This is a genomic window from Desulfamplus magnetovallimortis, assembly GCF_900170035.1.
Lineage (GTDB): Bacteria > Desulfobacterota > Desulfobacteria > Desulfobacterales > Desulfobacteraceae > Desulfamplus > Desulfamplus magnetovallimortis.
Genome location: NZ_LT828562.1, coordinates 54,865 through 80,788 on the forward strand (window position 1 = coordinate 54,865; position 25,924 = coordinate 80,788).

At 39.0% G+C, this 25,924-nt stretch carries 19 protein-coding genes, 1 tRNA gene and 1 pseudogene; 8 read left to right on the plus strand and 13 right to left on the minus strand.

The window, feature by feature from the left end:
* Positions 1-75 precede the first annotated feature (75 nt).
* The gene (locus tag MTBBW1_RS24540) at positions 76-495 is read left to right on the plus strand and encodes a LexA family protein (protein ID WP_080808768.1); all 420 of its coding nucleotides are present in this window, start codon (positions 76-78) and stop codon (positions 493-495) included.
* A gap of 3 nt (positions 496-498) precedes the next feature.
* Positions 499-1,770 (plus strand): Y-family DNA polymerase, encoded by a 1,272-nt coding sequence (locus tag MTBBW1_RS24545; protein ID WP_080808771.1) that lies wholly within the window; start codon positions 499-501, stop codon positions 1,768-1,770.
* 254 nt (positions 1,771-2,024) lie between these two features.
* On the opposite strand, the gene MTBBW1_RS24550 is transcribed toward MTBBW1_RS24545, so the two are convergent.
* Both MTBBW1_RS24550 and argJ read right to left on the minus strand, forming a co-directional pair.
* Entirely contained in the window at positions 2,025-2,711 is a 687-nt protein-coding gene (locus tag MTBBW1_RS24550; RefSeq protein WP_080808774.1) for a pseudouridine synthase, read from the minus strand.
* Positions 2,712-2,875: 164 nt separating this feature from the next.
* Positions 2,876-4,144 carry a bifunctional glutamate N-acetyltransferase/amino-acid acetyltransferase ArgJ gene (gene argJ, locus MTBBW1_RS24555; RefSeq protein WP_342743968.1) on the minus strand — a complete coding sequence of 423 codons (1,269 nt, stop codon included), beginning with the start codon at positions 4,142-4,144 and terminating at the stop codon, positions 2,876-2,878.
* A gap of 408 nt (positions 4,145-4,552) precedes the next feature.
* Here argJ and MTBBW1_RS30480 point away from each other — a divergent pair.
* Both MTBBW1_RS30480 and truA read left to right on the plus strand, forming a co-directional pair.
* Positions 4,553-4,660, plus strand: a pseudogene (locus MTBBW1_RS30480) (dual CXXC motif small (seleno)protein); the annotation flags it as partial.
* 96 nt (positions 4,661-4,756) lie between these two features.
* On the plus strand, positions 4,757-5,491 hold the full coding sequence (gene truA / locus MTBBW1_RS24560) for a tRNA pseudouridine(38-40) synthase TruA (protein WP_245809552.1): 735 nt from the start codon (positions 4,757-4,759) through the stop codon (positions 5,489-5,491).
* A 110-nt stretch (positions 5,492-5,601) separates the two neighbouring features.
* On the opposite strand, the gene MTBBW1_RS24565 is transcribed toward truA, so the two are convergent.
* The 3 genes from MTBBW1_RS24565 to MTBBW1_RS24575 form a co-directional block, all read right to left on the minus strand.
* Positions 5,602-7,425: a chloride channel protein gene (locus MTBBW1_RS24565; RefSeq protein ID WP_080808783.1), complete on the minus strand. Its 1,824-nt coding sequence runs from the start codon at positions 7,423-7,425 to the stop codon at positions 5,602-5,604.
* 398 nt (positions 7,426-7,823) lie between these two features.
* Positions 7,824-9,185 carry an aminotransferase class I/II-fold pyridoxal phosphate-dependent enzyme gene (locus MTBBW1_RS24570; protein ID WP_080808786.1) on the minus strand — a complete coding sequence of 454 codons (1,362 nt, stop codon included), beginning with the start codon at positions 9,183-9,185 and terminating at the stop codon, positions 7,824-7,826.
* Between the two features lie 682 nt (positions 9,186-9,867).
* Complete coding sequence (locus MTBBW1_RS24575; RefSeq protein WP_080808790.1) at positions 9,868-10,140, minus strand: PxxKW family cysteine-rich protein; 273 nt, start codon at positions 10,138-10,140, stop codon at positions 9,868-9,870.
* Positions 10,141-10,752: 612 nt separating this feature from the next.
* Between MTBBW1_RS24575 and MTBBW1_RS24580 the strand changes: the two genes are divergently transcribed.
* Positions 10,753-11,964: a D-alanine--D-alanine ligase gene (locus MTBBW1_RS24580; protein ID WP_080808793.1), complete on the plus strand. Its 1,212-nt coding sequence runs from the start codon at positions 10,753-10,755 to the stop codon at positions 11,962-11,964.
* Between the two features lie 27 nt (positions 11,965-11,991).
* Entirely contained in the window at positions 11,992-13,140 is a 1,149-nt protein-coding gene (locus tag MTBBW1_RS24585; RefSeq protein WP_222424158.1) for an ABC transporter substrate-binding protein, read from the plus strand.
* Positions 13,141-13,447: 307 nt separating this feature from the next.
* On the opposite strand, the gene MTBBW1_RS24590 is transcribed toward MTBBW1_RS24585, so the two are convergent.
* Both MTBBW1_RS24590 and dapF read right to left on the minus strand, forming a co-directional pair.
* Entirely contained in the window at positions 13,448-16,201 is a 2,754-nt protein-coding gene (locus MTBBW1_RS24590; RefSeq protein ID WP_186441692.1) for an MFS transporter, read from the minus strand.
* A 140-nt stretch (positions 16,202-16,341) separates the two neighbouring features.
* The gene (gene dapF / locus MTBBW1_RS24595) at positions 16,342-17,472 is read right to left on the minus strand and encodes a diaminopimelate epimerase (RefSeq protein WP_080808800.1); all 1,131 of its coding nucleotides are present in this window, start codon (positions 17,470-17,472) and stop codon (positions 16,342-16,344) included.
* A 110-nt stretch (positions 17,473-17,582) separates the two neighbouring features.
* Here dapF and MTBBW1_RS24600 point away from each other — a divergent pair, with 110 nt between their 5' ends.
* On the plus strand, positions 17,583-19,031 hold the full coding sequence (locus tag MTBBW1_RS24600) for a CAP domain-containing protein (protein WP_080808802.1): 1,449 nt from the start codon (positions 17,583-17,585) through the stop codon (positions 19,029-19,031).
* 79 nt (positions 19,032-19,110) lie between these two features.
* On the opposite strand, the gene MTBBW1_RS24605 is transcribed toward MTBBW1_RS24600, so the two are convergent.
* The 5 genes from MTBBW1_RS24605 to MTBBW1_RS24625 form a co-directional block, all read right to left on the minus strand.
* Positions 19,111-19,839 carry a UPF0280 family protein gene (locus MTBBW1_RS24605; protein ID WP_080808804.1) on the minus strand — a complete coding sequence of 243 codons (729 nt, stop codon included), beginning with the start codon at positions 19,837-19,839 and terminating at the stop codon, positions 19,111-19,113.
* Between the two features lie 22 nt (positions 19,840-19,861).
* Positions 19,862-20,731, minus strand: a complete 870-nt coding sequence (locus MTBBW1_RS24610; protein WP_080808808.1) for an Mrp/NBP35 family ATP-binding protein — start codon at positions 20,729-20,731, stop codon at positions 19,862-19,864.
* A gap of 214 nt (positions 20,732-20,945) precedes the next feature.
* On the minus strand, positions 20,946-21,719 hold the full coding sequence (locus MTBBW1_RS24615) for a hypothetical protein (RefSeq protein WP_080808811.1): 774 nt from the start codon (positions 21,717-21,719) through the stop codon (positions 20,946-20,948).
* On the minus strand, positions 21,720-23,741 hold the full coding sequence (locus MTBBW1_RS24620; protein WP_080808814.1) for a tetratricopeptide repeat protein: 2,022 nt from the start codon (positions 23,739-23,741) through the stop codon (positions 21,720-21,722).
* Complete coding sequence (locus MTBBW1_RS24625; RefSeq protein ID WP_080808848.1) at positions 23,701-24,621, minus strand: sigma-70 family RNA polymerase sigma factor; 921 nt, start codon at positions 24,619-24,621, stop codon at positions 23,701-23,703. The genes MTBBW1_RS24620 and MTBBW1_RS24625 overlap by 41 nt, the downstream gene beginning before the upstream one ends.
* Before the next feature lie 300 nt (positions 24,622-24,921).
* Between MTBBW1_RS24625 and MTBBW1_RS24630 the strand changes: the two genes are divergently transcribed.
* Positions 24,922-24,998, plus strand: a tRNA-Arg gene (locus tag MTBBW1_RS24630).
* 76 nt (positions 24,999-25,074) lie between these two features.
* Here the strand turns inward: MTBBW1_RS24630 and MTBBW1_RS24635 are convergent.
* Positions 25,075-25,924, minus strand: an 850-nt coding sequence (locus tag MTBBW1_RS24635; protein WP_080808816.1) for a tyrosine-type recombinase/integrase, incomplete at its 5' end; no start/stop codon positions are given.

A 25,924-nucleotide genomic window follows, 5' to 3' on the forward strand; every position in this document is an offset into this window, starting at 1 on the left:
TATACTCAAAGACTATTGCAAAAGAAAGATCATAGGTACTATGATTGTTCGAATATTTGAAAAAGGCAAATACCAATGAATACTATCTACAAATCTGATAACGGTACAGGACTCCGATGCCCACTTTATCTATCAACTGTAGAAGCTGGTTTTCCTTCTCCAGCGGAGGATTATGTTGAAGGTAGTCTTGATCTTAATGAATATTTGATTAAGCATCCAGCAGCAACATTCTTTGTGAGAGTCAGTGGAGACTCCATGGTCAATGCAGGTATCTATCCTGGAGATATTTTGATTGTGGATAGGTCGCTTGAGCCTGTGGATAAAAAAATTGTGATTGCGGTACTGAATGGAGAACTGACTGTAAAGAGGTTACGTTACAGAGCTGGAGTCCCTTCACTTGAGCCGGAAAATGACAATTACACTCCAATCAAGATTTCAGAAGAGATGTCATTTGAGATTTGGGGTGTTGTTACTAACGTGATTCACAAGGTATGATCAATGTCGGTTTTTGCTTTAGCTGACTGCAATAACTTCTATGTATCCTGTGAGAGGGTCTTTAATCCCAAACTCAACAGTCAGCCTGTCATCGTGCTATCCAATAACGACGGATGTACAGTATCCCGCTCCAATGAAGTGAAAGCCATCGGTGTCCCTTTTGGTGCTCCCCATTTCAAGATCCAACACCTGATTGAGATATATAAAATTCAGGTTTTTTCATCCAACTATGCTTTGTATGGTGATATGTCCAATCGTGTGATGAAGACGTTGGCTACGTTCACCCCAAATATCGAGATCTACTCCATTGATGAAGCGTTTCTTGATCTCACCAACTATGTTTTTACCGATCTTACCACATATGCTCAAAATATCAGAAGCACTGTAAAACAGCACACCGGAATCCCCATCTCCATAGGAGTAGCCACTTCAAAAACATTGGCTAAAGTAGCCAACAGGATCGCTAAAAAGTCAATTAAGGCTAATGGTATTTTAGACCTGACATCACGAAAATACCAAGATAAAGCTTTGGAAATAACTCCGATAGAGGATGTTTGGGGAATTGGTAGGCGATATGCCGCATACTTTACTATCAGAGGAATCAAAACTGCTCTGGATTTCAAACATGCTGACACCAATTGGATAAAGAAAAAAATGGGCATCAATGGCGTCAGGATGCAACGAGAACTTTTTGGTGAGTCTTGCTATACCTTAGATGAAAATCCTTCAAAACAAAAATCCATCTCTTCATCAAGATCATTCAAGCAGCCTGTGACGGAGCTGGAGCAACTGTCTGAAGCAGTCTCAACGTACATTGCCAGAGCAGCAGAAAAGCTCAGAAAACAGGGAAGCTATACAGAAACAATAACTGTCTATGTGAACACCAATCGATTCAAACCGGAAGATTTCTATTTCAATTCAAAAACACTTCCTTTCACCATTGCCACCAACTACACTCCAGAGATGATCAAGAAAGGTAAAGAAGCTTTACGACAAATATTCCTCCCTGGAAAACAGTATACAAAAGCTGGAGTGCTACTGTCCAATTTGGTCAGGGATGGACATTTTCAGTACGATCTTTTTTATGCTTCACCTCACCCCATGTCTGAAGAGATGATGAAAGCATTGGATACAGTCAATTTCAGAATGGGGAGGAATTGTTTAAGATATGCTGCAATGGGACTACCGCAGAAGCAAGAAAGATGGAAAACTGCATTTAAATTTCGATCACCGGCTTATACCACTGATTGGAAACAACTTTTGAGTGTTTTATAGATAAATTCAGGCGGAATAATGGCACCTTTCATTTGCCAGTTTACAATTTCCTGAACACAATGCCGGTTTTTATGGTAACCTGCTCCGGAAATTGTAAAGTATTTTCTGCATGATATGAAGGATGTAGGAATAATGATTATACATGGAACTATAATGATTAATTGAGACTTTTTGAGGTCATATGAACAATGCTAAAATACCATACATTGTCAGATATACAAAAAACATATTTCAATAATTTCAATTATTTATGACTAAAGTGCATTAATTTCACTATCAGTAAGGTATCTCCACTCTCCCTCTTTAATACCTTTGAGCCTTATATTGCCCATACGTATCCTTGTCAGGGATTGTACCTGATTTCCGGTTTTTTGTACCATCCTCCGGATCTGACGGTTTAATCCCTGTTTAAGGATAATTCTGAAGCTGTATTTGCTAAGTTTCACAACTTTTGCCTCTCTGGTTCGCTTTCCATCCAGAATCACTCCTTTTGCCATTTTATCAAGCGCCCCATTTGACAATGGTTCAGAAGTTGTGACAATATACTCTTTTTCATGATTATAAGAAGGATGGGAAAGACGGTTATGGAGATCTCCATCATCAGTCAAAAGCAAAAGTCCTCCAGAATCTTTGTCCAATCTGCCAATTGGGTATATTCGGTCAGGAATATCAATAAGATCAAGAACAATTTTCTCCCCTTTGTGAGAACATGATGTGACAATCCCCACAGGCTTGTTAAGAGCAATATATATATTCTTCTTTTCAAGGGACAAATTGACAGGTTCTCCTTTAAAACTCACCTGATCTTTTTCGATATCCACCTGAGTCCCAGGATTGGTAACAGTGACACCATTGACCATTACCAATCCATTGCTTATATACTCCTCTCCCTTTCTTCTTGAGCAAATTCCCGCTCGGGATAAAAATTTCTGGAGTCTCATCGTTTTTGTACCATTTATTAATACCTGTTAATTTCTCAAAGGTTATGATCAGTAATTATTAATACTTGATATTTTTAAAGGGTTATGACCGCTAATTATCAATACATGTTGATTTCAAAAGGGTTATGACCGCTAATTATTAATACATGTTGATTTCAAAAGGGTTATGATCGGTAATCTGCATTAATTTTTACATAATTCTCGGAAAAATCACAGAAGATATAAAAATCACTGTAGTTACCCAGATTCAGATCCAGAACAATTTCAAGTTCATTCTTTTTCATGACATCTGCTGCCTTTTTTTCAGCATCAATACCCTGCCAAACTCCCTTTTTTAACAAGAAAATATCGCCAAAAGACAAATCCATCTTCTCCTGATCAACCATGGCTCCGGATCGACCTGCGGCTGCTGTAATTCTTCCCCAGTTTGGATCTTCTCCGTAAATAGCTGTTTTTACAAGATTTGAGTGTGATATGGCTTCTGCTGCCTTGTAAGCATCTTCAGCAGAAAATGCGCCATTTACAACAAGTTTGACAAGTTTTGTTGCGCCTTCTCCGTCCCTGACGATCATTCTTGAAAGCTCCACCATTACCTCATCCAGAAGATTCTGAAATTCAATGGCATCATCGCTATCTTCAATGGCCGCACCTGACATGCCGTTGGCCATAGCCAAAACTGTGTCATTGGTGCTGGTATCTCCATCTACTGAGATTCTGTTAAATGAACGGTCACATGCCCTTTTAAGCGAAAATTTCAAAAGAGTGGAAGATATATCAAGATCAGTACAGATAAAAGCAAGCATGGTTGCCATGTCAGGCCTTATCATTCCTGAGCCCTTGGCAATTCCGACAATGCTGTACTCATGACTTTTTACACTGCCTTTTTTTGACACCATTTTCACGCAAGTATCAGTAGTAAGAATAGCCTCTGCAAAATCCTTCAGATGATCCTTTTCAGCCTCCTCATCATCTGTCAGTCGCCGTGTAAGTTCGGGCATGGCCTCCTTAAACCTTGCCATTGGAAGTGGCGCTCCTATAACCCCTGTTGACATGACATGAACAAGAGTCTCAGGTATCTGTAATGCCTTTGCGGCAAGTGCTGCTGTCTCCTTTGCGTCTTTTAATCCATGCTCTCCTGTAAAGCAGTTTGCGTTGCCGCTGTTCACCACAACTGCCTGGCAAAGCCCTGATCTGATTCTATCCCTGCCAAGAATCACCGGGGCTGCCACAACCTTGTTTGTTGTAAAAAGTGCTGCCGCCGATGCCGGTCTGACAGAAAAAATAAGTCCAAGGTCTTTTTTGCCATCCTTTTTGATATTGGCGGCCATACCTTTAAAATAGAAGCCTTTCATTGAAACGATCCTCTCAAAAAAATCCAGTAATTTTATAGTATAGGTGTTTCCATTATATTCCCTGCAAAAACAAAATGTTATGGAAAAACTAACCCAGGGACACTAATTTATTCAATTGACAAGCTGCTGGCATTAATGGCAATTGTCATTTCTGAAGATTTTAAGTAAACGGAAATGATTGCGTATCAATCACCCCCAAATATAAAAAGGATAGTCATTTTCACGGTAAACGGACATGGCTGTGATTCAGCCACCCCCGAATATGAAAATTTGTATCCATTTTCACGGTAAAAAAAATGGGCATCTTTCATACAACCCTCAAAACTGACACCCACGACCATGAAAATAGTGAAAGTGTATTATCACGGTAAAGTTTACCAGAAAATATGAAAATGTGAAAAGGAATAGTGAATCATGAAAAAATTGAAGGGAAAATGCCTTTCGTGCGGAAGCAGCTTAACTTTACGTAAGACCTGACGCAGTGTCTATCTTGTCTGCAGGTCCTGCGGAACCCGATACCCTGAAAACAGGTATAAAGAGCTGATTGATGAATACTTTGAGGAGCAGCTTGCAAATGTTCCATGTAACCGTTTGTAAAAACAGCTATTCATAAATCCCAATGTGCCATAATATAGAAAAAAAAATTTTAAACTCACCATAGAATATGACGGCACCCCATTCAGCGGCTGGCAGGTGCAAAGTGACCGATCCACAGTTCAGGGAGAGCTGGAAAAGGTGCTCTCTCTGATACTGAATCAACCAGTGAATATTATTGGCTCAGGCAGAACAGACGCCGGCGTTCATGCCATTGGTCAGGTTGCAAATATAAAAGCTGATACCAGGATATCTTCAAATACTTTGCAGAAGGCAGTTAACAGCCTTATCAAAACGCCCATTGTGGTGCGAAATTGCGAAGAAGTGCCTATGGACTTCCATGCGCGTTACAATGCACAATTCAAGGAGTATCATTATCATATATTTAACTGTGAGCTGCCAAAGGCCATTGGCAGAAATTACGAATGGCACATCCGCCGTCCACTGAATATTGCAATTATGAATCAATGTTGCAAAATGCTTTTAGGAGAGCATGATTTCAAATCATTTGAAGGTGCTGGAAGTCCAAGGGCACATACTGTAAGAACGATCTTCCATGCTTCTGTTGAAGAGGTTAGCATCAGCAGCACACAGGCAGCTAACTTTCATCTTTCCGGTACGGAACACAAGAGAGGAAGGTTTATTATCATAAAATTAAAGGGAAACGGTTTTTTAAGATTTATGGTAAGGAATATAACAGGGACACTTGTAATGGCAGGACTTGACCAGATATCTCCGCATACGTTTAAAGAGATCCTTCAGGCAAAGGACAGAAATGTTGCCGGTGCTACGGCTCCTCCGCATGGGCTTTGTCTTGTCAAGGTTGACTACTAACGGTCTCCTTTATCTTCTCAAAGTCCACACTTATGATCTTTTGAGCTTTGTCAATACTGTCTGAATCAGGATTACCAAGATTAACAGGAATAGGACTTTTTACAGGGTTATCAAAAATTACGGGAAAAATTTTTTCGTATAGCCTTCACCCGTTGATTGTAGTACGCAATCACATCCCTTCTGTGAAGCATCCCTATTAGCACACCATGGTCATCCTCCTGGACAACCGGAAGTGCGTCAATATTTTTCTGAGTAAGTTTTATCAGAACAGTATTTAGATCTTCCACCGGCGTTGTCACAATAATATCTGAAACCATTATATCACTCATCACCACAAGATCTTCAATGTGAATTGTGAAGATAACTTCTCTTATGTCAGTACTGGAAAAAATACCGCAGAATCTGTTATCGCTGTTTCTGACCGGAAAGTAGTGCTGCTTGGTTGTTGAAAAGAGCTTTTTAAACTCTGAAAAAGGCATGTTGTCCCGTACATATATAGCCTTTTTAATGAGATGATTAAGATCTGCAACCTTCATTGTCTGAAGAACATCCATCATGAACTCGCCTGCATGGGCAGGAGAATCCACACGGCTTTTCACCTGGTTCTTGAAAATTGTCCAGCGCTGGGAGAGAAGATAACTTACTGAGCAGACAAGAAGACTTGGCAGAAGCAGATGATATGAATTTGTCATCTCACTTACAAAAATAATTGTAGATATTGGGGTATTTGAAACTGATGTAAAAAAACCAGCCATTCCCACAATTACAAAGCTGCCTGGGGTTGCCACAACAGTTGGAATGACAAGATGAAAGAGCTTGCCGACAACTCCGCCCATGGCTCCTCCTATGACAACAGAAGGGCCAAAAACTCCTCCGCTTCCTCCGGAACCAATGGAAAACGATGTAGTAAAAATTTTTCCTATGGCAAGGGCGAGCAGAACCGAAATTGAAAGCTCATTAAAAATGGCTTTCTGGGCAGAGCCATATCCAAATGCCAAAGTGTATGGAAGAAAAAAACCAATAATGCCGGTTATCAAGCCTCCAATAGCAGGTTTTATGTGGTTTGGAATTTTGAGTTTTCTGAAAAAATCTGTGACTCCGTAAAAAGCCTTGACATAAAAAAAGCCTGTAATGACAAGAACCACAGCAAGAACGAGATATGGTCCAAGCTCCAATGGATTTTGAAACTTAAAGCCTGGTGAATCAAAAAGAGAGCCCCATCCAAAAACAAGGCAGAAAATGCAGTAAGCAACCACAGATGAAATACCTGCAGGAATAATTACATCTGATTCAAACTCGGGGTCGCGATAGAGTACCTCAGCAGCAAAAAGTGCTCCTGCAAGGGGGGCACGAAAGATACTTCCAACACCTGCACCAACACCTGCCGCCATCATTATCCGCCTCTCCCTTTCAGAGAGCTTAAGCTTTGTGGCCAGAAAAGAACCAAATCCTGCGCCTATCTGGGCAATGGGGCCTTCCCTTCCACCTGAACCGCCAGTTGTAAGGGTAATTGTTGATGCAATTGTTTTTATGATGGGCACCCTGCCTCTGATAAAGCCGCCTTTGTGGTGGTAGGCATCAATGGCCGCATCTGTTCCGTGACCTTCAGCCTCTGGAGCAAAAGTGTAAACAAGCCAGCCACTGACAATGCCGCCAATGGCTGGAAGAATAAGTAGTATCCATCTGTTAAAGGGAGTATCAGTGGGGGTAAGCAGACGATGCTCTCCTGCTGGAGCATCAGGACGATAACCTGCCATAAAATCAAGGAAAAAATGAACTCCAAGCTCACACAAATAGTGAAAAATTACAGCACCAAGCCCGGCAATAACACCGATGAGAATAAAATTAAAAAATCTTTTTCCTGCAACTGCAATGTCTGGCGAAGTAATCCATGCCAAAGCATTACCCAGATAGCTTCCCTTTTGATTTGTCATAATAAACCGTCTTTGAGGGTTTATATGAAAGTCTCCATAACATACTGATATACAACGACTTTCATGTTTCGTTGTGGTGCGTCAGCAAACATGGAGATTTATATAAAAGTCTCCGCAAGTGGCTGTTTTTATAAAGACTTTCAACACTTAGATTGTAGCCAAATCCGCCATGTACGTTGTATGAAAGATGTCGGCAAAAAACTCAAGCCTGTTTTATCTTTAGTTACAACATATTTAAAAATGAGCGAAAAGTGGGTTTACAGAGAATCAAATGAAAACTTCTATAGCTTTCCAGAAAAATATTTTATTTTTTTGTAAAAAAAATAATCCAGATAACAGATAGTTAGACTTTTCCATTATCAATTTAATTATCTGGAATACTATATAGCAAAAAACGACTATTGGGTTTTCAATTCATTGATCCCCTTAAGCAACAGATCAAAAAGCAATTTAACCTGATCCTTTTCAAGGCAGGAAAAAGCCACCCGCAAATTATTTTTGCCGATGGATATTAAACCAACTCCATATTTTTCCAGCAGATGTACCCTCAGAACTTCAGCATCTATCCCTGAATCTTTTATGCGGACACACATAAAATAACCTGAATTATAAGGATAAGGTTCAAATGCATCATTATAGGAAGGATCTTTTAATACTTTCCTTATCTCTTCAGACCTTGACTTGAGCAGATCAAATTTTTCCTGTTTGTAAACAGCGTAGTTCTCATCTTCCATTGATTTAAGGATAATTGACTGACTTAAGTGAGAGACATTGGAAACAGCCCCCCTTATACAGCCGGCTGTTTTTTTCTCAAGGGCAAGGTAAAGTTCTTCTAAAGCCTTATTTGTCTCTGAGGAAGCATTGGAATCATCATCCTTGCAGTGGGGAGCAATGCCGTAAGTTATAAAACCTGTCCTCAATCCCCAGACATAATCTTCCTTTGTTGCACCATCCAGTTTCACTGCCACAAGACGTTCATCTGCTCCTGCAAGCATTGCAAACATTGACTCTTTCATGGCATCCTGTTCAAAAAAAAGTCCAAAATAGGCATCATCAAAGGCAACCACAACATTGGTGCCGTTTTTTGCAACATCAATCAAAACAGACGCCATCCTCGAAGCTTCATCAGGAGTTACAGTGTAACCTGTTGGGTTGTGAGGAAAATTTAGAACTGTAATTATTTTACTGTTATTAGCAGCTTCCTGACGTATCAGCTTTTCAAATGAATCAATATCCATATTTGCTATATCAGATGTATAGGCATTATAATGGACAATTCTGGCACGGTTTCTGACGCCAAATGTCATATTATAGTTGCCCCACATCATATCAGGAAGAATAACCGTATCTCCGGCATTTATCCATAGATCGGCAAATGTGCTGACCCCATGTGTAATACCGGCGGTAACCACAGGAAGACTTATTGATTTTCCATCAAGAGAAGGATTTTTCTCAAAAAGAGATCTCTTCCACTTGTCCCTCAAAGCTGGGATACCAAAAGAAGGTGCATAGGGAAGATAATTGTCAGGTTCTATTCCATTTATAGATGAGACCACAGAAGGCAGTGACATCACATGGTTATCCTGCTTTGCAATACCAATGGTTGCATTAATCCTATGGGCTTTTTGTTTTGCTTCTGCACTTTGGGTTAAAATCCCTTTCGGGAAAAAAAGATTTTTCCCCATATCGGATAACATATCAAGAACATGGGGATTTGAACGTTCAATCACAGAATTAAGTTCCACTGCCAGTTGATTCATTTTAATCATCTTTCCTGATTTTAAGAATGTTTCTATGCAAGGCTATCTTATTTTTTTATCAGAAAGCCTTCATAACAACCTGTTTTTATGAAGACTTTCATCTATCAATTGTGGCGTGAATCAGCCATGTACGTTATATGAGGTACTCTATTCTATTATACTCAAAATCGACATCTTATTGCTTTTTTGCAGTTGCGGAATTTGTCTGAATCAGGATAACCAGGATAAAAATGATGTTCAGGATAGAGAATCCTGCCTTATCTTTGTTAATCTTGGGTATCCTGATTCAGACAGTGTTGAGAAGGCTCACAAGATCATAGGTGTCGACTTTGAGTATTTATAAGAAAGTCCCCGTATTTTAAGACTCATGAGGACTTTCATACTTCGTTGTGGCAGATGACTCTGCCATGGCCGTTATATGATTTTATAAGAAAGTCCCCGTATTTTAAGACTCATGAGGACTTTCATACTTCGTTGTGGCAGATGACTCTGCCATGGCCGTTATATGATTTAGGATGCTCTATTAATATAGCTTTCCAGAATATTATTTTATTTTTTGGTCAAAACAATTAATTCAGATAACAGATAGTTAGACTTTTCCATTATCAATTTAATTATCTGGAATACTATAGAACTAACCCTAAAATTAGACTTTGACAAAGTGCAACCTGCAATAAAGCAATTATCTTCTCTTGGATGCCTTGATCGGGTTGATCTTCTGCTTTTTGGTCTCAACAGCAACTTTTACATGCGTTGCCATATTGCAGTTTCCATTTCTCCATTTCATTTCCGGATCAGGTGCGACTGTACAATATTTCCCACTCTCTTTTTCTACAATCTTCTGACAGCCTTCACACTGCTCAATAATAGGTTTGCACTCTCCTCCATTATATTTACAGCCCTTAGCTGACATAAATACACATTCATCACCATTTCTTACAGTTGTACAGATCATTTGTATAAACCCCGTCTCTTTTTCCAAAAAAATAATGGAAACCCTATGGTTTCCGGCCTGTTTGTTAAAATTATACCCTGAATCCTGCTTCATGTAAAAAAATGAAAAAAGGAAAAGGGCTTAAAGTTGTGCATTGTAAACTCCAAACACTTTTTTATTGCAGGCGATAATATACCACCAGGTTAAATTCTGTCAATACTTTGCAGCAATTGATAAAAGTACTCTGTGGGAAATGTATGGGAAATTAGAGGAATAAAGTGGAGATGTAAATACAAACTGCAGCTCTCTTTCGTTTTCCGCTTCACACTTTCAGGAATAGCATGGCGGTTTTTCGAAAATTGCTTTGAGTCTGCTTGTGTTTGCATTGCTTTGAGTTTATAATGAAATATTTACATATACTCCCCTTTGCGGCTCCGCCACAATTGAAATTTTGAGAGCCATATAAAAACAGCCGTTTAAAAACAGCCGTTTACCGAAACTTTCATAATAACGGCCATGGCAGCACCATCTGCAACAACGAAGCGTGAAAGACCTTTAGAACCTTAAAAAACTGGAACTTTATTTATAAAAAAATACCGCCATCCATGACTATACCCAAATAACGGAGACAAAATGTCCAGCACTACAAATTTTTCATCAAAATCAACAAACCACATGAGTAATGAAACAAAGGAAGAGTGTCTTCATGATAAAGCTGATTTTCATGAAAACACACGGCATAACAAAAACCATACACCTAAAAAAGATAAAATTGATATTCTTCTTGCCTTTGGTGGGCTTTCCCGTGAACACAATGTTTCCATAATTTCAGCCAGCAACATCATTCCCCATATTGACCCTGAAAAGTACAATCTCAATTTGCTTTACATTACAAAAGAAGGCAAATGGCTTTTATGCGATAAATATCAATTTAAAACTGAATGTGATTTTCCTGATGAAATTATTCCCACAATTAAAGGGATTCCTGTTTACCTGCCCATAGGCCAGGGGAAGGTATCGCATCTGTATAGTCAGGAATCTGGAAAGATAGCTAAAATAGATTTGGTTTTGACTCTCCTTCACGGTAGAAACGGTGCCGGCGGTGTAATGAATGCGATCTGGAACAGTGTGGGGATTCCCAATGTGGGACCATCCATGGCAGGAGGTGTAATTGGTTTTGACAAGGATATCATGAAACGCCTTCTTTCCGAGGCGGGCCTTCCCATTTGCAGATATGAACTTATTCATCAAAAGAACTATTCGCCTTCATCTCTTAAAGATTTAAAAAGTAAATTTTCTTACCCTTTTTTTATTAAGCCCGCCAACTCAGGTTCTTCCCTCGGGGTTCATAAAATATATAATGACCAGGAGTTTTATGAAAAGGTTAATGATGTTTTTTTATTTGATAATAAACTGATTATTGAAGAGTATATTGACGGAAGCGAACTTGAGATATACTGTTATGAAGCAGAAAACATCATTAAAACCAGTATTATCAGACAGACAATTGTGGGAGCAGAGTACGACTTTTATACATTTGAAGCCAAATATGGCACTGATAACGCTACCACAAACATAAAAAAAATACCGGCCGATATTCCTGAAGAAGATCATGAAAAGGTCAGGCAAATGGTTATTAAGGCATACAAGGTACTGGAGGGACGGGGAGAAACAAGAATGGATCTCTTTTATTCCGGCCAAGGGGATATTTATATTAATGAGATCAATACAGTACCAGCTCTAATGAGCAGAAAAAGCCAACCTTCCCTGTGGGATGGATGCGGTATTTCACATGGAATGATTATAGATGAACTGATCGCGTCAGCTTTAAAAAAGGCAGATTGACAAATTTTTCACTGAAAGGAGTAAAAATTGAAAATTCAAATGACAAAAACAATTTTGATCACTGTTTCTATTCTCTGCATCTCTGCTTTGGCTTTGGCAGGTGACAATTTCCCCACAAAACCCAAACTAAACAACGGACAAAAATGGAAAATCGGTTACTATGAAGGAGGCAACTATATTGAGTACAAAAAAACATTGATTGCCACAGTCAAGGGATTAATTAATCTGGGCTGGATAGATAATACTGAAATTGAGGATCTTCCAGGTGATGACACAAAAACCCTGTGGAAATGGTTTGGAACAAATCTTAAAAGCAACTATATTACCTTTGTTGAAGATGCTTATTACTCCTCGGGCTGGAAAGATGATTTGAGAAAAACCCAGATTTCAGACCTTATTGAACGGCTGAACACCAAAAAAGATATCGACATCATGATTGCTATGGGCACATGGGCAGGGCAGGATCTTGCAAATAATGATCACTCAACTCCTACTATTGGCCTTGCAATAAGCGATGCTCTTTCTTCCGGAATAATTAAAAGCTATGAAGACTCAGGATTTGATCACCTGCATGCGCGGGTTGATCCATTGCGATATGAAAGACAGGTGCAGATTTTTCATGATATTTTAGAGTTTAATAAACTTGGAATCATGTATGAAGATACTGTTCGCGGAAGAAGCTATGCCTGTGTTGATAAGGTTGAGACTGTTGCAAAAGAGAAAGGATTTGAGATTGTAAGGTGCTTTATTCAGGCAGGAGTTGATGACAAAAAAGTTGCAGAAGAGAGCGTGAAAAAATGTTTTTCAGAACTTTGCTCCAAGGCAGATGCCATATATGTTACTCTTCATATGGGTGTAAACAACAACACTCTTCCTGAGCTTGTGGAGATTGCCAATAAGTCAGGTATTCCGACATTTTCACAATCAGGTTCTGAAGAGGTTAAATATGGCCTTTTAATGAGCATATCTCAGGCAGAATTCAAATACGTGGGAGAATACCACGCAGAAATCATGGCAAAATTTTTTAACGGTGCAAAAATGCGAGAATTGAGTCAGTTATTTGAAGAACCCAGCAAAATCGCCATAAACCTTAAAACAGCAGAAAAAATTGGGTATGATCCTCCGGTTGATATTTTAAGTGCTGCTGATGAAATTTATAATGACTACCTGAAATAAACCAGATTTTAGCCTTGTTTTTGAAATACTAATGGAGACAAGTTAGTGTTCTTTAGGAATGGGGTTTAAATAACTTGCCCATTTAAACCCGAGACCCCGGGCATTCCACCCGCTTCCTTGATCAAAATGGGAAAGTTATTTCGTACTCATTCCTTAAAGGTTTTATTGTTCTCAAAGTCGAAACCTATGATCTTGTAAGCCTTGTCAACACTGTCTGAATCAGGATTCCCAAAATTAACAAAGATAAGGCAGGATTATCTATCCTGAATATCCTATACATCCTGGTTATCCTGGTTCAGACAAATTTTCAGCATGCTGCCTCTGCCTTACCGCCCTTTCCAACCATGAAAAAGATCAGAACAATAGCAAGATATGCAAGTCCCATGTTATAAAGGTTCCGGCTGTCAGGCTGTCCAAGAATTAACCAGCCAAAAAGAATCGGGCCTGCAACCTGACCTATTTTTTCAACTGATGACAAAATTGCAATGGCCTGGGCACTTCCAAGAGCCTTTGTGGTTTTAAGATCCAGAGCATAGGGGATCTGAGCCTCAAAACTTCCTGCAAAACCCAGTATAATCACAGATGCAATTATTGCTGGCATCCCGCCGTAAAAATAAAAGATACCAAGGCCTGCACTTCCTATTACACCACTTAAAAGAATATATCGTGCCTTTTGGGAAGAGTGATCTATGAATCTGCTGAAAAAAGGCGCTATATAGATGAAAAACAGACCATGAACCATCAAAAGTCTTCCGATATTTGACGGTGTGGAACCAATGCTGTCAATGTAAATGGGCATAAAATAGTTAAGAAATCCAACTGTTATCATGGATGAAGGCAAAATAAACAGAACAGATAGAGCGAGAACTCTTATATCTGTCAAAAATGAAAGAAGAGTTCCTTTGCTTGCGGGCACTTCATCTCCATGATCAATATCACTCTGAAATGCTGCTGGTGGATGGGCGTCCTTGTTACCATTGGAAATCAGGTCATCTTTGTTAATTTCAGAAAACCGATCATCTTTGCTAATTTCAGAAACTCGGTCATCTTTGCTAATTTCAAAAACTCGGTCAGCGTTATTAACTTCAGAAATCCGGTAGCTCCTTTGAGCATCAGCAAAAATCCCATCCTCTTTATTTTCAGAAACCTGACCGGCTTTTTTTACAATAGCATTTTTCATAAAAACAAGCGCATATATAAGTGAGAAGGAGATTAGAACAGCCCCTATAAAAAATACAGGGTTGTATCCAAAACGATCGGCAAGCATTCCACCGGTTGAACTTCCGCATATATAACCGGCATAGCAACCTGCAATAAGACGTGTAAGCCCCTGGGATTTGCTTTTTTCATCTGTAAATGCAACCACAAAACCATTTGCAGCCATAAAGGTCAACCCGTAACCAAAGCCTACAAATGCACGGGAAATAATTATATGAACCGCATCTGGGGCAAGCCATGTATAGACAAACCCACCGGCTGTTAAAAATACACCTGTAAAAAACGCCTCATGCCATCCTCGTCTGTCAACCCATGGCCCTGCTATCAAGGGAGAAATTCCACCAAAAAGCATTGTGGTACAGATGGGAAGTCCCATAATCATCTCCTTTGAGAGTCCAAGAAACGGCTCGTAAAGCTGCTCCATGTAAAGAGGCAGAAATGAAACAGATATGGTCTGACCGAAAAAGAATATAAATATAGCAGGTCTTATTGCATTAAAATTAACCCTTGCAATATTTTTTATACTGTCAATCTCCTTTGAAAAAAACTGGAACAGTATTACAAGAAGTTCCATTAAAAACAAAACAGATATGACAAGAACTGTTATGGAGTCAAGTATTATGCCCGTCAGCTCGGACATCAGCACTTTTTGAGAAATTGTTATTGAAATTGAGCCAATATTATCATGAGATTCAGAGCCTTCTGAAGATTTTCCTTTCATAATATTAATAAGCACATGATAATCAGAACCTTTGAACTTATTGTAATGATCAACAGCAAAAGCAATCTCATCTCCGGATTTACCAAAATCAATTATACGATCCCTTTCTGCCATATAAAGAGGATGCATCTCTGAATCAAATATGGTGATATTGCTCAATTCCGGGGAGGTTGATACTATTTCTCCAAGCATTCTTTCCATCATGAAAAGCCTTTTGAGTGCAATACCCTTGTTCAGCAGATACTCAATATCCTCTTTAAGAATAGAGCCAAGAACAGCGGTTTTTTCACGGCTGATATCAAGATAGTAGTTTTTAAAGGAGTTGGTATTGAAAACCGAAAAGAAAATCTGGGCAATTAAAAGAATCAGAATAACAGAGACAGAAACCACTCTTTGTGATGTGCCCCCTTTTTTGCTGTCACCTGGCAAAATGACAAAGAAAAAAATAATAAAAACAGCAACCACACCAAGTAAAATATAACCAATAAGCTCAAGATCGTGCATTAAAACAGTGTTGATAAATGCTTTTACCTGGCGCTCATTCAGTTTTATGACAATAAAGCCAACCCAAGGCTTGTTAACTGATTTATATACAGGAAGAGCAATATAGTACTCTTTTTCAAATTTATAAAAATTTTTGTCAGAATAGTTTTCATTGCCTTCATTATCGAAAACCTCATTAAAATAGCCATTCACCTCAAGCGGTAATTTATCTCCGATCATGGCATTATCGGTGCTGTACCTTATTTCGTTATGGGGCAGAACAAGAAATACAGAGAGATTAAAGTCATCATGTTGCAGATTCTTTTTTTGATCTTCCGGCAAAAAAGAGTCTTTTATCAAATGGGTACGCATTTCATCCAAAAGAGAATTCATACCAAAAAATTTGTCAATTTTTTTACCGAATTTGATTGATTTTTCTATTTTTCTCTTTAGATCATTTCCAATTGCTGTGTATTTGGAAAATGTTGAGCCGATATAGATATCTTCAAGGGAGCTTAAGCTCAACATGGTGTTAAAGCCCAATGCAAGTATCAGCAGAAGTATCGAACTTGTAATCAGTTTTATCTTCATGCCTGTGCCATAGTGATGTCTGCTTGTGGTTTCTGAATTATTATTCATATTCACTCTATTCATTCCAGTTTATTAGAAAGTCTCCATAATATACTGATATACAACGACTTTCATGTACGTTGTGATGCGTCAGCAAACATGGGGTTTTTGGGGGTTTATTAAATAGTTGTTCAACTTCATCATCTGTCTCAGACATTATCAATGAAAATGGTTTCTGATTCAGCTGTAGTGGTGCAAGAGTGCATCTGTTTTACAAAGCGGTATTCACCCGTACATATCCAGAACGGCAGGCATTGAAGCAGATATTCCGAGTTTCTAATTTCTATTCCCGCCTCAATATCTGGTCTGTATTGCCTGCATGTATAGGGGTGCATTTTTACAAAGTCACAATCAAAAATTCCAAGGGTGTAAAGAACAAAAGCTGATGCAACCATACCGGTTCCGCATGCAAGTGTCTCTTTTTCTATGCCCCTTTCAAAGCATCTGTGTTCTATGAGATGTCCATCTTTGATATATCTTACAAAGTTTATATTAATTCCGTATGGAAAAATATCTCTCAATTGATTGTTAAAGTATTTTCCAATTGTATATACGATATTACCGCAGCCCGTATCCACATCATTTTTTATTGTTTTATCAACACAACCAACTTTTGATTCAGACAAAAATACCAGATGAGGCTCGCCTGTAAAAACCAGATAGCCAGCAAGTGAAAGCAAGTCTGTATCTGGTATATCTGATCTATACTTGCAAGCAGGATCAATTTCAAAAACAACCTTCTTTACTACAGAGTTACGCAACAAGCTGTTTTCAACCTTTGCCAGAAAAGGAGGGATCCTTTCTGGTGTTCCCATATTCACCCATGCTCTGTTCGTTTTCTCATTATATCCAAGTGTTCTAATTTTAAATGCTTTATTGGGAATTTCTGTGATAACCCGTGAAAAGAGAGCCCCTTTGAGTTGATATAAATAATAAGCAATACAAATAAGTCCGTTTCCGCAACATAAAGACTCATCTCCATTTGGCTCAAACATCCGGAATATATAATCGGCATCAGGCAGAAAAGGTTCATTTTGCCAGTAACACCTGAACTTGTTAATTTCGGATAGAACCTCCGGAACAGATTGCTGAATGATAATAAAACCATCTGCTCCGACACCAAAGTTTGCATCAAGTACATTTTTTGCGAAAAGACTTTTATCAGATTCAGAAAGATACTCTTCACAAGTCTCATCAACAAAAATAAAATTGTTGCCACACGAAGATAATTTGTGGAACGGAATGTTTTGCCAATCTTTATTGTGATTATTTAATCTCATGACTTTTTGTTGTTTATCTCTGATAATTAACGGACATTGTTGACGATAATCTTTTTCTCTGATATCAGATTTGTATTATGAAATCAAACAGAAAGGAGAGTGTGATTGTTATGAAGCTGATGACACACAAAAGCAAATTATACATAAACACAATATATTTTTATATAATTATTATCATTTTATTGAACTTTAACATGGTGTCAGCTTTTTCAGGTGAACGCTGTGACTCATCATATAATGTTGAACCACTTGCAGAGGAGATATACTTTCTTGAGCTTGTCAACCGTGCAAGGCTTGACCCAGATGCCGAAGCTCAAAAATATAATATTGACCTTAATGAAGGCATCTATTCAACAACGCTTACCAATGAGCCAAGACAACCTCTTGCATTTAACCTTAAACTCTACAGAGCTGCATTGACACACTCCACTGATATGCTGGACAATAACTACTTCAGCCACTATTCCGTCTCCGGTAATTTTTCACCATATCAAAGGGCAATGGCAGAAGGATATAGAAACTGTTCCGGAGAAAATATTGCCATCAACATGTCAACAGCCCTTCTCGGAATCAGCCAGTATATTGCCGAGTATCATCACAAGCTACTATTTGTTGATAAGGGTTATACAGGCAGGGGACACAGGTTAAGCATACTTGAACATAGCCACTCCGAGGCAGGTATTGCCATGACCAGCGGTGACTATGAGACAGACCGCTACTGGCCAAATGCCATTGTCAGCACCACTGATTTTGGCAGAGGGGAGTCTGCCTCCTACATATGTGGTGTAATTTATGATGACCGTAACAAAAATGAATTCTACGATGTTGGGGAGGGTATACCAGATGTAACAATCACCCTTCTTGAAACAGGAGAGATCGTCAAGGCATTTGCAGCCGGTGCCTACAGCCTTGGTACGTCTGCACAGGGTTCGTTAAGTGTTGAGGCAAATATCTGCGGTACCACTCTTAGTTCCACCAAAATAATAGAGATGGATAGTAAAAACGTAAAACTTGATTTTCTCTACAGCGATTTTTCAGGTGATGACGGAACAATAGCCGATGACAACACCTCTTTTCCGGATAACAGCAACCCTAATGGATGTGAAACTGTCTCATATACCCGATTTATAACGCCCCAATCACAGAATGAGCTGGATGAAGCCCCTGTAAGAGTGGCTTCAGAACGATTCGTTTTGTCAAACTCAGCAACACTTGAAATTTCTGCTTCATTTCCCTGCTACACAGAACCTGTCGATATCCATGTTGCTTTGCAGTTTCCAGAAAACAGAATCTATTTTATTGGAAATGATGGTTCTATGACAACAGATGTTGAGCCAATGTTTTTCAATACAACGGAAAAGCAGCAAAAAATCTTCAGATACAGCGGCATACCTTTAGCACAATATACGCTTTACTGGCTGGTGAAACCTTCAAACGGAGAAAAATCTTCAAAAATAGATTTAAAAGGAGAGCTTGAGCTTGGATATTATGCATTTGATATAACGGCCATGGCAGAACCATCTGCCACAACGAATCATGAAAGTCATTTAGAGCCTTAAAAGACGGGGACTTTCTTATAAAAATAAGAACAGTTAGTAGTCACCCCTTGCAACTCTGTGAAGGAAGCCGGAGGGTTTATCACAGTTTAATCGGAACAAGCTCAAGTTCTCCCCATGCTCCAAGCTTATCGCCTATAATAACCAGTATCCCCTTAACACCTTTTATACTTTTTCCTGTTTCAATTGCCTTTTCAATATCTTTTTTTGTTTTTACCATGTTGGCAAGTGCTGTGGCAGCAGCATCTGCAAGGGTGCATGATGGTGATATAACAGTGACGGCATCTGCATTTCCAAAACTTCTTGAATGCCCTATGGTTCCGGATGATGTGCAAAGCCCCATAGGTACTCTTTGAGGTTGAATCTTAACACCTATTTTCATGCTCAAGGGAGAATTTCCGGCAAATATTGTAAATGTCGTATCTGAGCCGGTTTTAAAAAATATATCACCACCGTTTTCCACTATGACTTCATCAGAGTACTCAAGAAGATCAAGTCCTGTAAATTGGGAAACAGCACCGGCAATTGCTGCCATAGGCCCCACACCTGCCTTTTTTGAGGCATCAATCATCTCTTTAATGATTGCAGGTGCAAATGTTTTTTGCTCAACCGGCTTAAAGGATGTTCCAAATAAAGGATCACTTTCAATAAACGACTCAATATAACTTCTATGCCTTAAAACAGCCCTCAATGCAATATCTGACAGATCAGCACACGCCTGGATGTGAAGATCTGTCTCCTTTACAGTAACAACAAAAGGTACAAGCCCCTTTCGTGCTGACCTGCACCTGTAGTCCCGGTTTGAAAACATCCTTTAAAACGATCCTGAGATTCTAAATTAACTGTTTTGTGATATTATCCACAACCTCTTTAAAGGCCAATGAGAAAGTGGAATTTTTATCCTGAATAACAACAGGCACACCTTCATCGCCTGATTTAACAACAGCAGTATCAAACGGAATTGAACCAAGAAATTTTAATCCCTCTTTTTTTGCTGTCATACTTCCGCCGCCGCTCTTAAAAAGCTCAATAACCTCATTGCAGTGGGGACATTTGAATGCACCCATATTTTCCACAATGCCAAGGGTCTCCATTTTAACTGTCTTGCAGAAAGAGATGGACTTTCTCACATCTGCCAAGGCAACTTCCTGGGGAGTTGTAACAATGACAGCCTTTGCCTCAGGAATGGTCTGAACAACTGAAATAGGTTCATCACCTGTTCCCGGAGGGGCGTCAATAACCAGAAAATCAAGGTCGCCCCACTCCACTGAGCCTATAAATTGCTTTATCATTCCGGTTTTGGCAGGGCCTCTCCATATTATTGCCTGATCCTTGTCCTGCATAAGAGCCTGAATGGAGACTACCTTGAGATTATCACCAATTTTTTTTGGCAAAAGTTTCTGATCAGAAGATACATCAAGAAGATCTTTCATTCCCATCATCTGTGCAATGGAAGGGCCGTGAAGATCCACATCCATAAGACCGGTCATATATCCTTTTTCAGCAAGGCTTGCTGCAAGATTGGCAGACACGCTGCTCTTTCCAACACCGCCCTTTCCACTTAAAACAAATATTTTATGTTTAATCCTTGAAAGCGATTTTTTAATCATCTCTTCCTGTTGCTGCTGCTGACGCGCCTGCTGATTCTGGGATGGACAGCCAGCAGATTTGTTTTTTGCCTGGTCAACACTATCGTAAAGCATAATTACAACTCCTGTTTATTTTTATGTTACTCCCAAAAGGAGATACGCACAGGTCTTGGTATAACATGAATCATATCAGACCATTATTCTTTATTATATAAAAACAGATGAATATTATCTGTAAGTTATTAACAATGAATTATAACCACCATATAATCAGCACTATATTTATTCTGTCAAGAGAAAGAGTTTTGTTCTGTCAATACAAAATTCTTTATTCTGTAATAACAAAAATATCCGGATTGATAGAAACATTGGGCTGATAATTTGTGATTCTCAAATCAACTGAGCGTTCACCACCATCTGTTATCCTTGCGTTTACCGGCATAATGTATCCATCCACTAACTTGAGCCTGTCATGAAAAACTGTATAATCGACAGAATTTATTTTTAATGTATAGCTTAAAACATTTCCTGCCTGGTTGAAAACAATCTTTTGGACACTCTTTCCATCCTGTTTTAATAGCAGCATGGTGTCAGTCACAAGATGTTTTTTATCTTGGGCCCCCCTGGCAAGATAGGTAATATCAATCTGCTCCACAGAATCATATTCCCGCAGAGGAACTCTTCCTGCAAAAATAGTTATGATATCCTTTAGTGTAACGGGAATGGATAACACTTTGGTAAGCTCAGGATTGCCGGAATGAATTTTATGGAATGGATGGGCACCTGTATGCGACACCAATGAAACGCTTTTACCATCAGCAACAATGGTCTCAACAGGATGTCCTGCGCTCAGAAGGGTCATACGGATTTTGTCGGGAAATGAAGCTGCCCATGCCATCCTGAAACGTGTTGATTGTCCCTGATCATTGAGGGTAATCCATCCGGTTCCCTTACATGTTTCAAGTCCTTGATTGAGAGTTGCAGTTTGCTCCATAAGAGTTGATATAAGGCTTTTACCATTTTGAACAACTGTAGAATCATAAAAAGATGTGCAACCGGCAATAAAAAAAAGCAGAGCAACAAAAACAGTTCGAAGAACCATTTATTTTATTCCTTGTTTTACACTATCAATTTTCTCCTGCAGAACAGATTGTCTTTCTGCATCCTGACTTTTAGACAATGCCCTTTCATAGGCATCAAGTGCCAATGCTTTCATTTCAAGTTCAATGTATGCGTCTCCTAAGTGTTCCAGAATCAGGGGATCTCCAGATGAGAGCTTTTCTGCTTTCTCAAGCAGTTCAACAGCCTTTACAAACATCTTTTTTTTGTAATAGACCCATCCAAGACTGTCCATTATATATCCGTCATCAGGTTTCAGCTCCAGAGCTTTAATAATCATCTTTTCAGCATCATCAAGATTTATCCCCATTTCTGCATATGTGTAACCAAGATAATTCAATGCACTTGCATATTCAGGTTCAAGTTCAATAACACGCTTCATGGTCTCTATGCAGGCACTTTTCTCACCTGACTTATCCAATACAACACCTGACCTGAAAAGAATTTCAAGGTTATCAGGAGAGTAATCAAGTCCCCTTCTCAAAATCCGCAGGGCATCAGATAGTTTTCCTTTTTCCTCATACATGGATGCAAGATAACTAATAATATCGATGTCTCTTGGCATCTCTTCATGCTTTTTTTCAAGAAAATGGATGGCTGTATCATTTTGCTCCATCTCATTATAGAGAAATGCCACATGAATTACAGATTTTTTATACTGTTCAGAATCGGGAGAGACCTTTAAAAGATACTCAATCGCCTTATCGTTTTGCTTCAATCCATCAAAGGCAAGGGCTGTAAAATAGAGAAGGTCGGAATTTTCAGGATCTCCTTTAAGCATTTCCGTAAAAACGATTGAAGCTTCAGCAAATTTTTCATTCCCAATGAGTTCCCTGGCCACAATCATACTGATAGCTGGATTTTTTTGACTCTTTTTTGCAAGTTTCATAAACATGGATGATGCCGCTTTTTTATCTCCTGATTCATATAAAAAAAGCGGCATTTCAATTGAAGCACGAATATTATTGGGTTCAATATCAAGAATTTCACGGTAAAGTACCATAATTTTTCTTTTAAAATTTACAGAATTTCCACCGGCATTATCATTATGCTTTTTATAAATTGAAATCAGCTCAAATCGGGGTTCCACAAGATCATTTTTAAGCTCAATGCACTTTTTAAAAGCTTCTTCTGCATAAACATAGTTTTGCTTTTCTACATGAATCTTCCCCATAAAAAAATATGACGCATAATCTTCAGGGAAATTTTCGGCCATTCTTGTAAAAACCCTGAACGCTTCATCATAACTACCATTTTCCATATACATGTTGCCAAGTATAATAAAGACGTCCCTGTTCTCACCATCCTTCTTTAGTAGTTTTTGGTAAAGCTCCCGTGCTTCATCCATTTTGTTCTGCTGCTGCTTCAACTTTGCAAGCAGATGTAGCACAGAGACATCATCAGGATAATCCTCATACATCTTTTCTGCAATCTCCACAGCAGTGTCAGTTTCCTTCCGGCTCAAATGGAGAAAAACAAGCTTCTTTTTCAGATAGATTGAATCAGGCTCCTTTTCAATGGCTTTTTCCAGGGCATCCAGAGCACCTTCAAGTTCACCTCTGTTGCTGCGCCTTTCAAACTCTACATAGTAATAATAGGCAGAATTCTGCTCATTTATATCACCTGTAGTGCCTTCTGATTGTAAAGCATCATTTAGGTCATACTCCTGAAGAGAAATATCTTTGTTGTTCCTTTCCACATCAATATTTTTGTTTGAATCTATTGATTCATGCTGAACGGACTCATCAGGCTTGCTGAAATCAAAATCAGGGAGCAGAGTGCATCCCGGCTGGCTAATAATAACAGCAAGGAAAAAGCAGATTCCATAAGTAAGGGACTTAGAAGGAAATAAGGCTTTTAAAATCAGCAGCAGATTAAAAATACCCTTCCAACAAAAATCTCCTGAAAATTTTATCATGTACAGCAGCTTTGTCTCGTTAATAGAGATGGGTTTTCCACTATCACTATAAAGTATGGTCATATTCCGCAAAATCGGGCATTTCATTTTTAAAAAACTCTTTCATTTTCTTGATAATATTGTTTTCAACCTGCCTGACTCTCTCCCTGGATATATTATACTCTTCTCCAATTTCCTGGAGAGTCAACGGCTCATCGGAGAATATTCTCTTATTGAAGATATCAAGCTCCCTTGCTTTCAAAGTCTTTTTGAATTCATTGACACGCACATGGAGAATATCCTCAATCTCCTTTCTGGCAACTTTTTCTTCAGTGGACTCAATATCAGAATTTATAAACTCTATGCGTTCGGTACTGGAATCATCCCTTATTGGCTCGTCAAGGGAGAGATCCCAGCCGTCAAGGCGCTGATCCATCTCCACTATCTCCTGTTCTGAAACCCCCATCCTCTCTGACAGAAGTTTTGGTCCCGGATCAAACCCCTCTTCAATAAGACGCTGTTTTTCTTTTTTCAACCTAAAAAAAAGTTTGCGCTGTCCCTGGGTTGTTCCAATTTTGACAAGACGCCAGTTATCCATTATAAATTTAAGTATATATGCCTTTATCCAGAAAGATGCATAGTAAGAAAATTTGACATTTTTATAAGGATCAAACTTTTTGACAGCTTGTACCAGGCCAATATTGCCTTCCTGAATCAAATCCAGAAGATTCTGCATCCATAATCTCTGGAATTCAAGTGCAATCTTAACCACAAGTCTGAGGTTGGAAGTTACCATGACATATGCAGAATCGCTGTCATTTTCCTCCTGAATTTTTTTACCAAGTGTAATCTCTTCATCCCTTGTTAAAAGCCTGTAGCGATTGATCTCTGCAAGATAGCTCTGCAAAGGGTCGGATTTAACAAGAGCTTTTTGTGCATTCCCATGAATTTTTCTTGCAGGCAGCAGAAAATCGGATTTATCAATCATGCCGGAACCTTCCTCATCAAAGTTTCGGCTTTGATCATCACCATCAATGAGGCTCTCTTCATCATTGACATCTACTATCTGTTGTTTATGTTTATCACGCTTTTTCATCTTATATTTCCTGTATTTTTGGACATCCTTCAATTTCCTATTTACACTTTTCCATTTCTCACTTTTATTTATCCTTCCTACAATAGACCAGATCGAAACAAATTTCGATTAAAAAAAAATTTTTCCACCAGTTTGATTTTTTTAGTGGACAGATTCAGACTCTTTTAGTATATAGTCCATCGTTAATTATATGCGCCTGTAGCTCAGCTGGATAGAGCAACGGACTTCTAATCCGTAGGCCACAGGTTCGAATCCTGTCAGGCGTACCATAAAAATCAAGGGGTTACAGTCAATTGGCTGTAGCCCTTTTTTGTTTGGTTGCGGATAGGTTGCGTTTGGTTGCATCTACATTTCCTCGTCATCCAACCCATCTACAGCAGCTTTATTTCCACCTGGTGTGAGATGACCATAAATATCGACTGTGAAGCTGATACTATGATGCCCAAGTTGATCTCGAATGTAGGTTAACGACTCTCCCGCCTGAATCAAGAGACTGGCATAGGTGTGTCTCAGGTCATGTATCCTGATTTTCTTTAAACCCGACTTTTCAATCACTTTGTAGAATACTCGTTTCCGCCAGTGATTGATATCGATCGTATTTCCTACCTTATTAATAAATATCCACTTGGGTTTCCTCTTCCAGCCATTTTCCTCTGCTTCAGCTTTTCTTACCTCTTTCAATTGAGCAAGTACCTTTGCCAACTGATTTGACATGTCTACATACCGATCCTTCCCATTCTTGGGTGTGCCAAGCTTGTCTCTGGAAAAAGTTCTTTGGATGTGAATGTGTCTTTTTTTGAAATCAATATCTTTCCATTGAAGTGCGACTACCTCCCCTATTCTCATTCCAGTTCGAGCAAGTGTCAGGGCCATTGGATAATGCTCTGGGAAAAATTCTTGAAACGCTTCCATCAGCTGAACCAACTCATCCTTTGAGTATGGCTCAATATCATCCTTAACTTGCCTTGTCTTAAAAATTTTCCCGAGACGGTGTGCTGGATTAACCTTTAGCACCTCATCATCCATTGCAACATTTAAAACTCCAGCAACACAACATTTCATATGGGTTACTGTACTAGCTGAAAGTCCTGAGGTGACTTTTTTCATCAGGAATTTTTTGACCATGATCCTGTTGATCGAGTCAACTGGTTTCTTTCCAAAAGCTGGAATGACATGATTGTCTAATATACTTTTA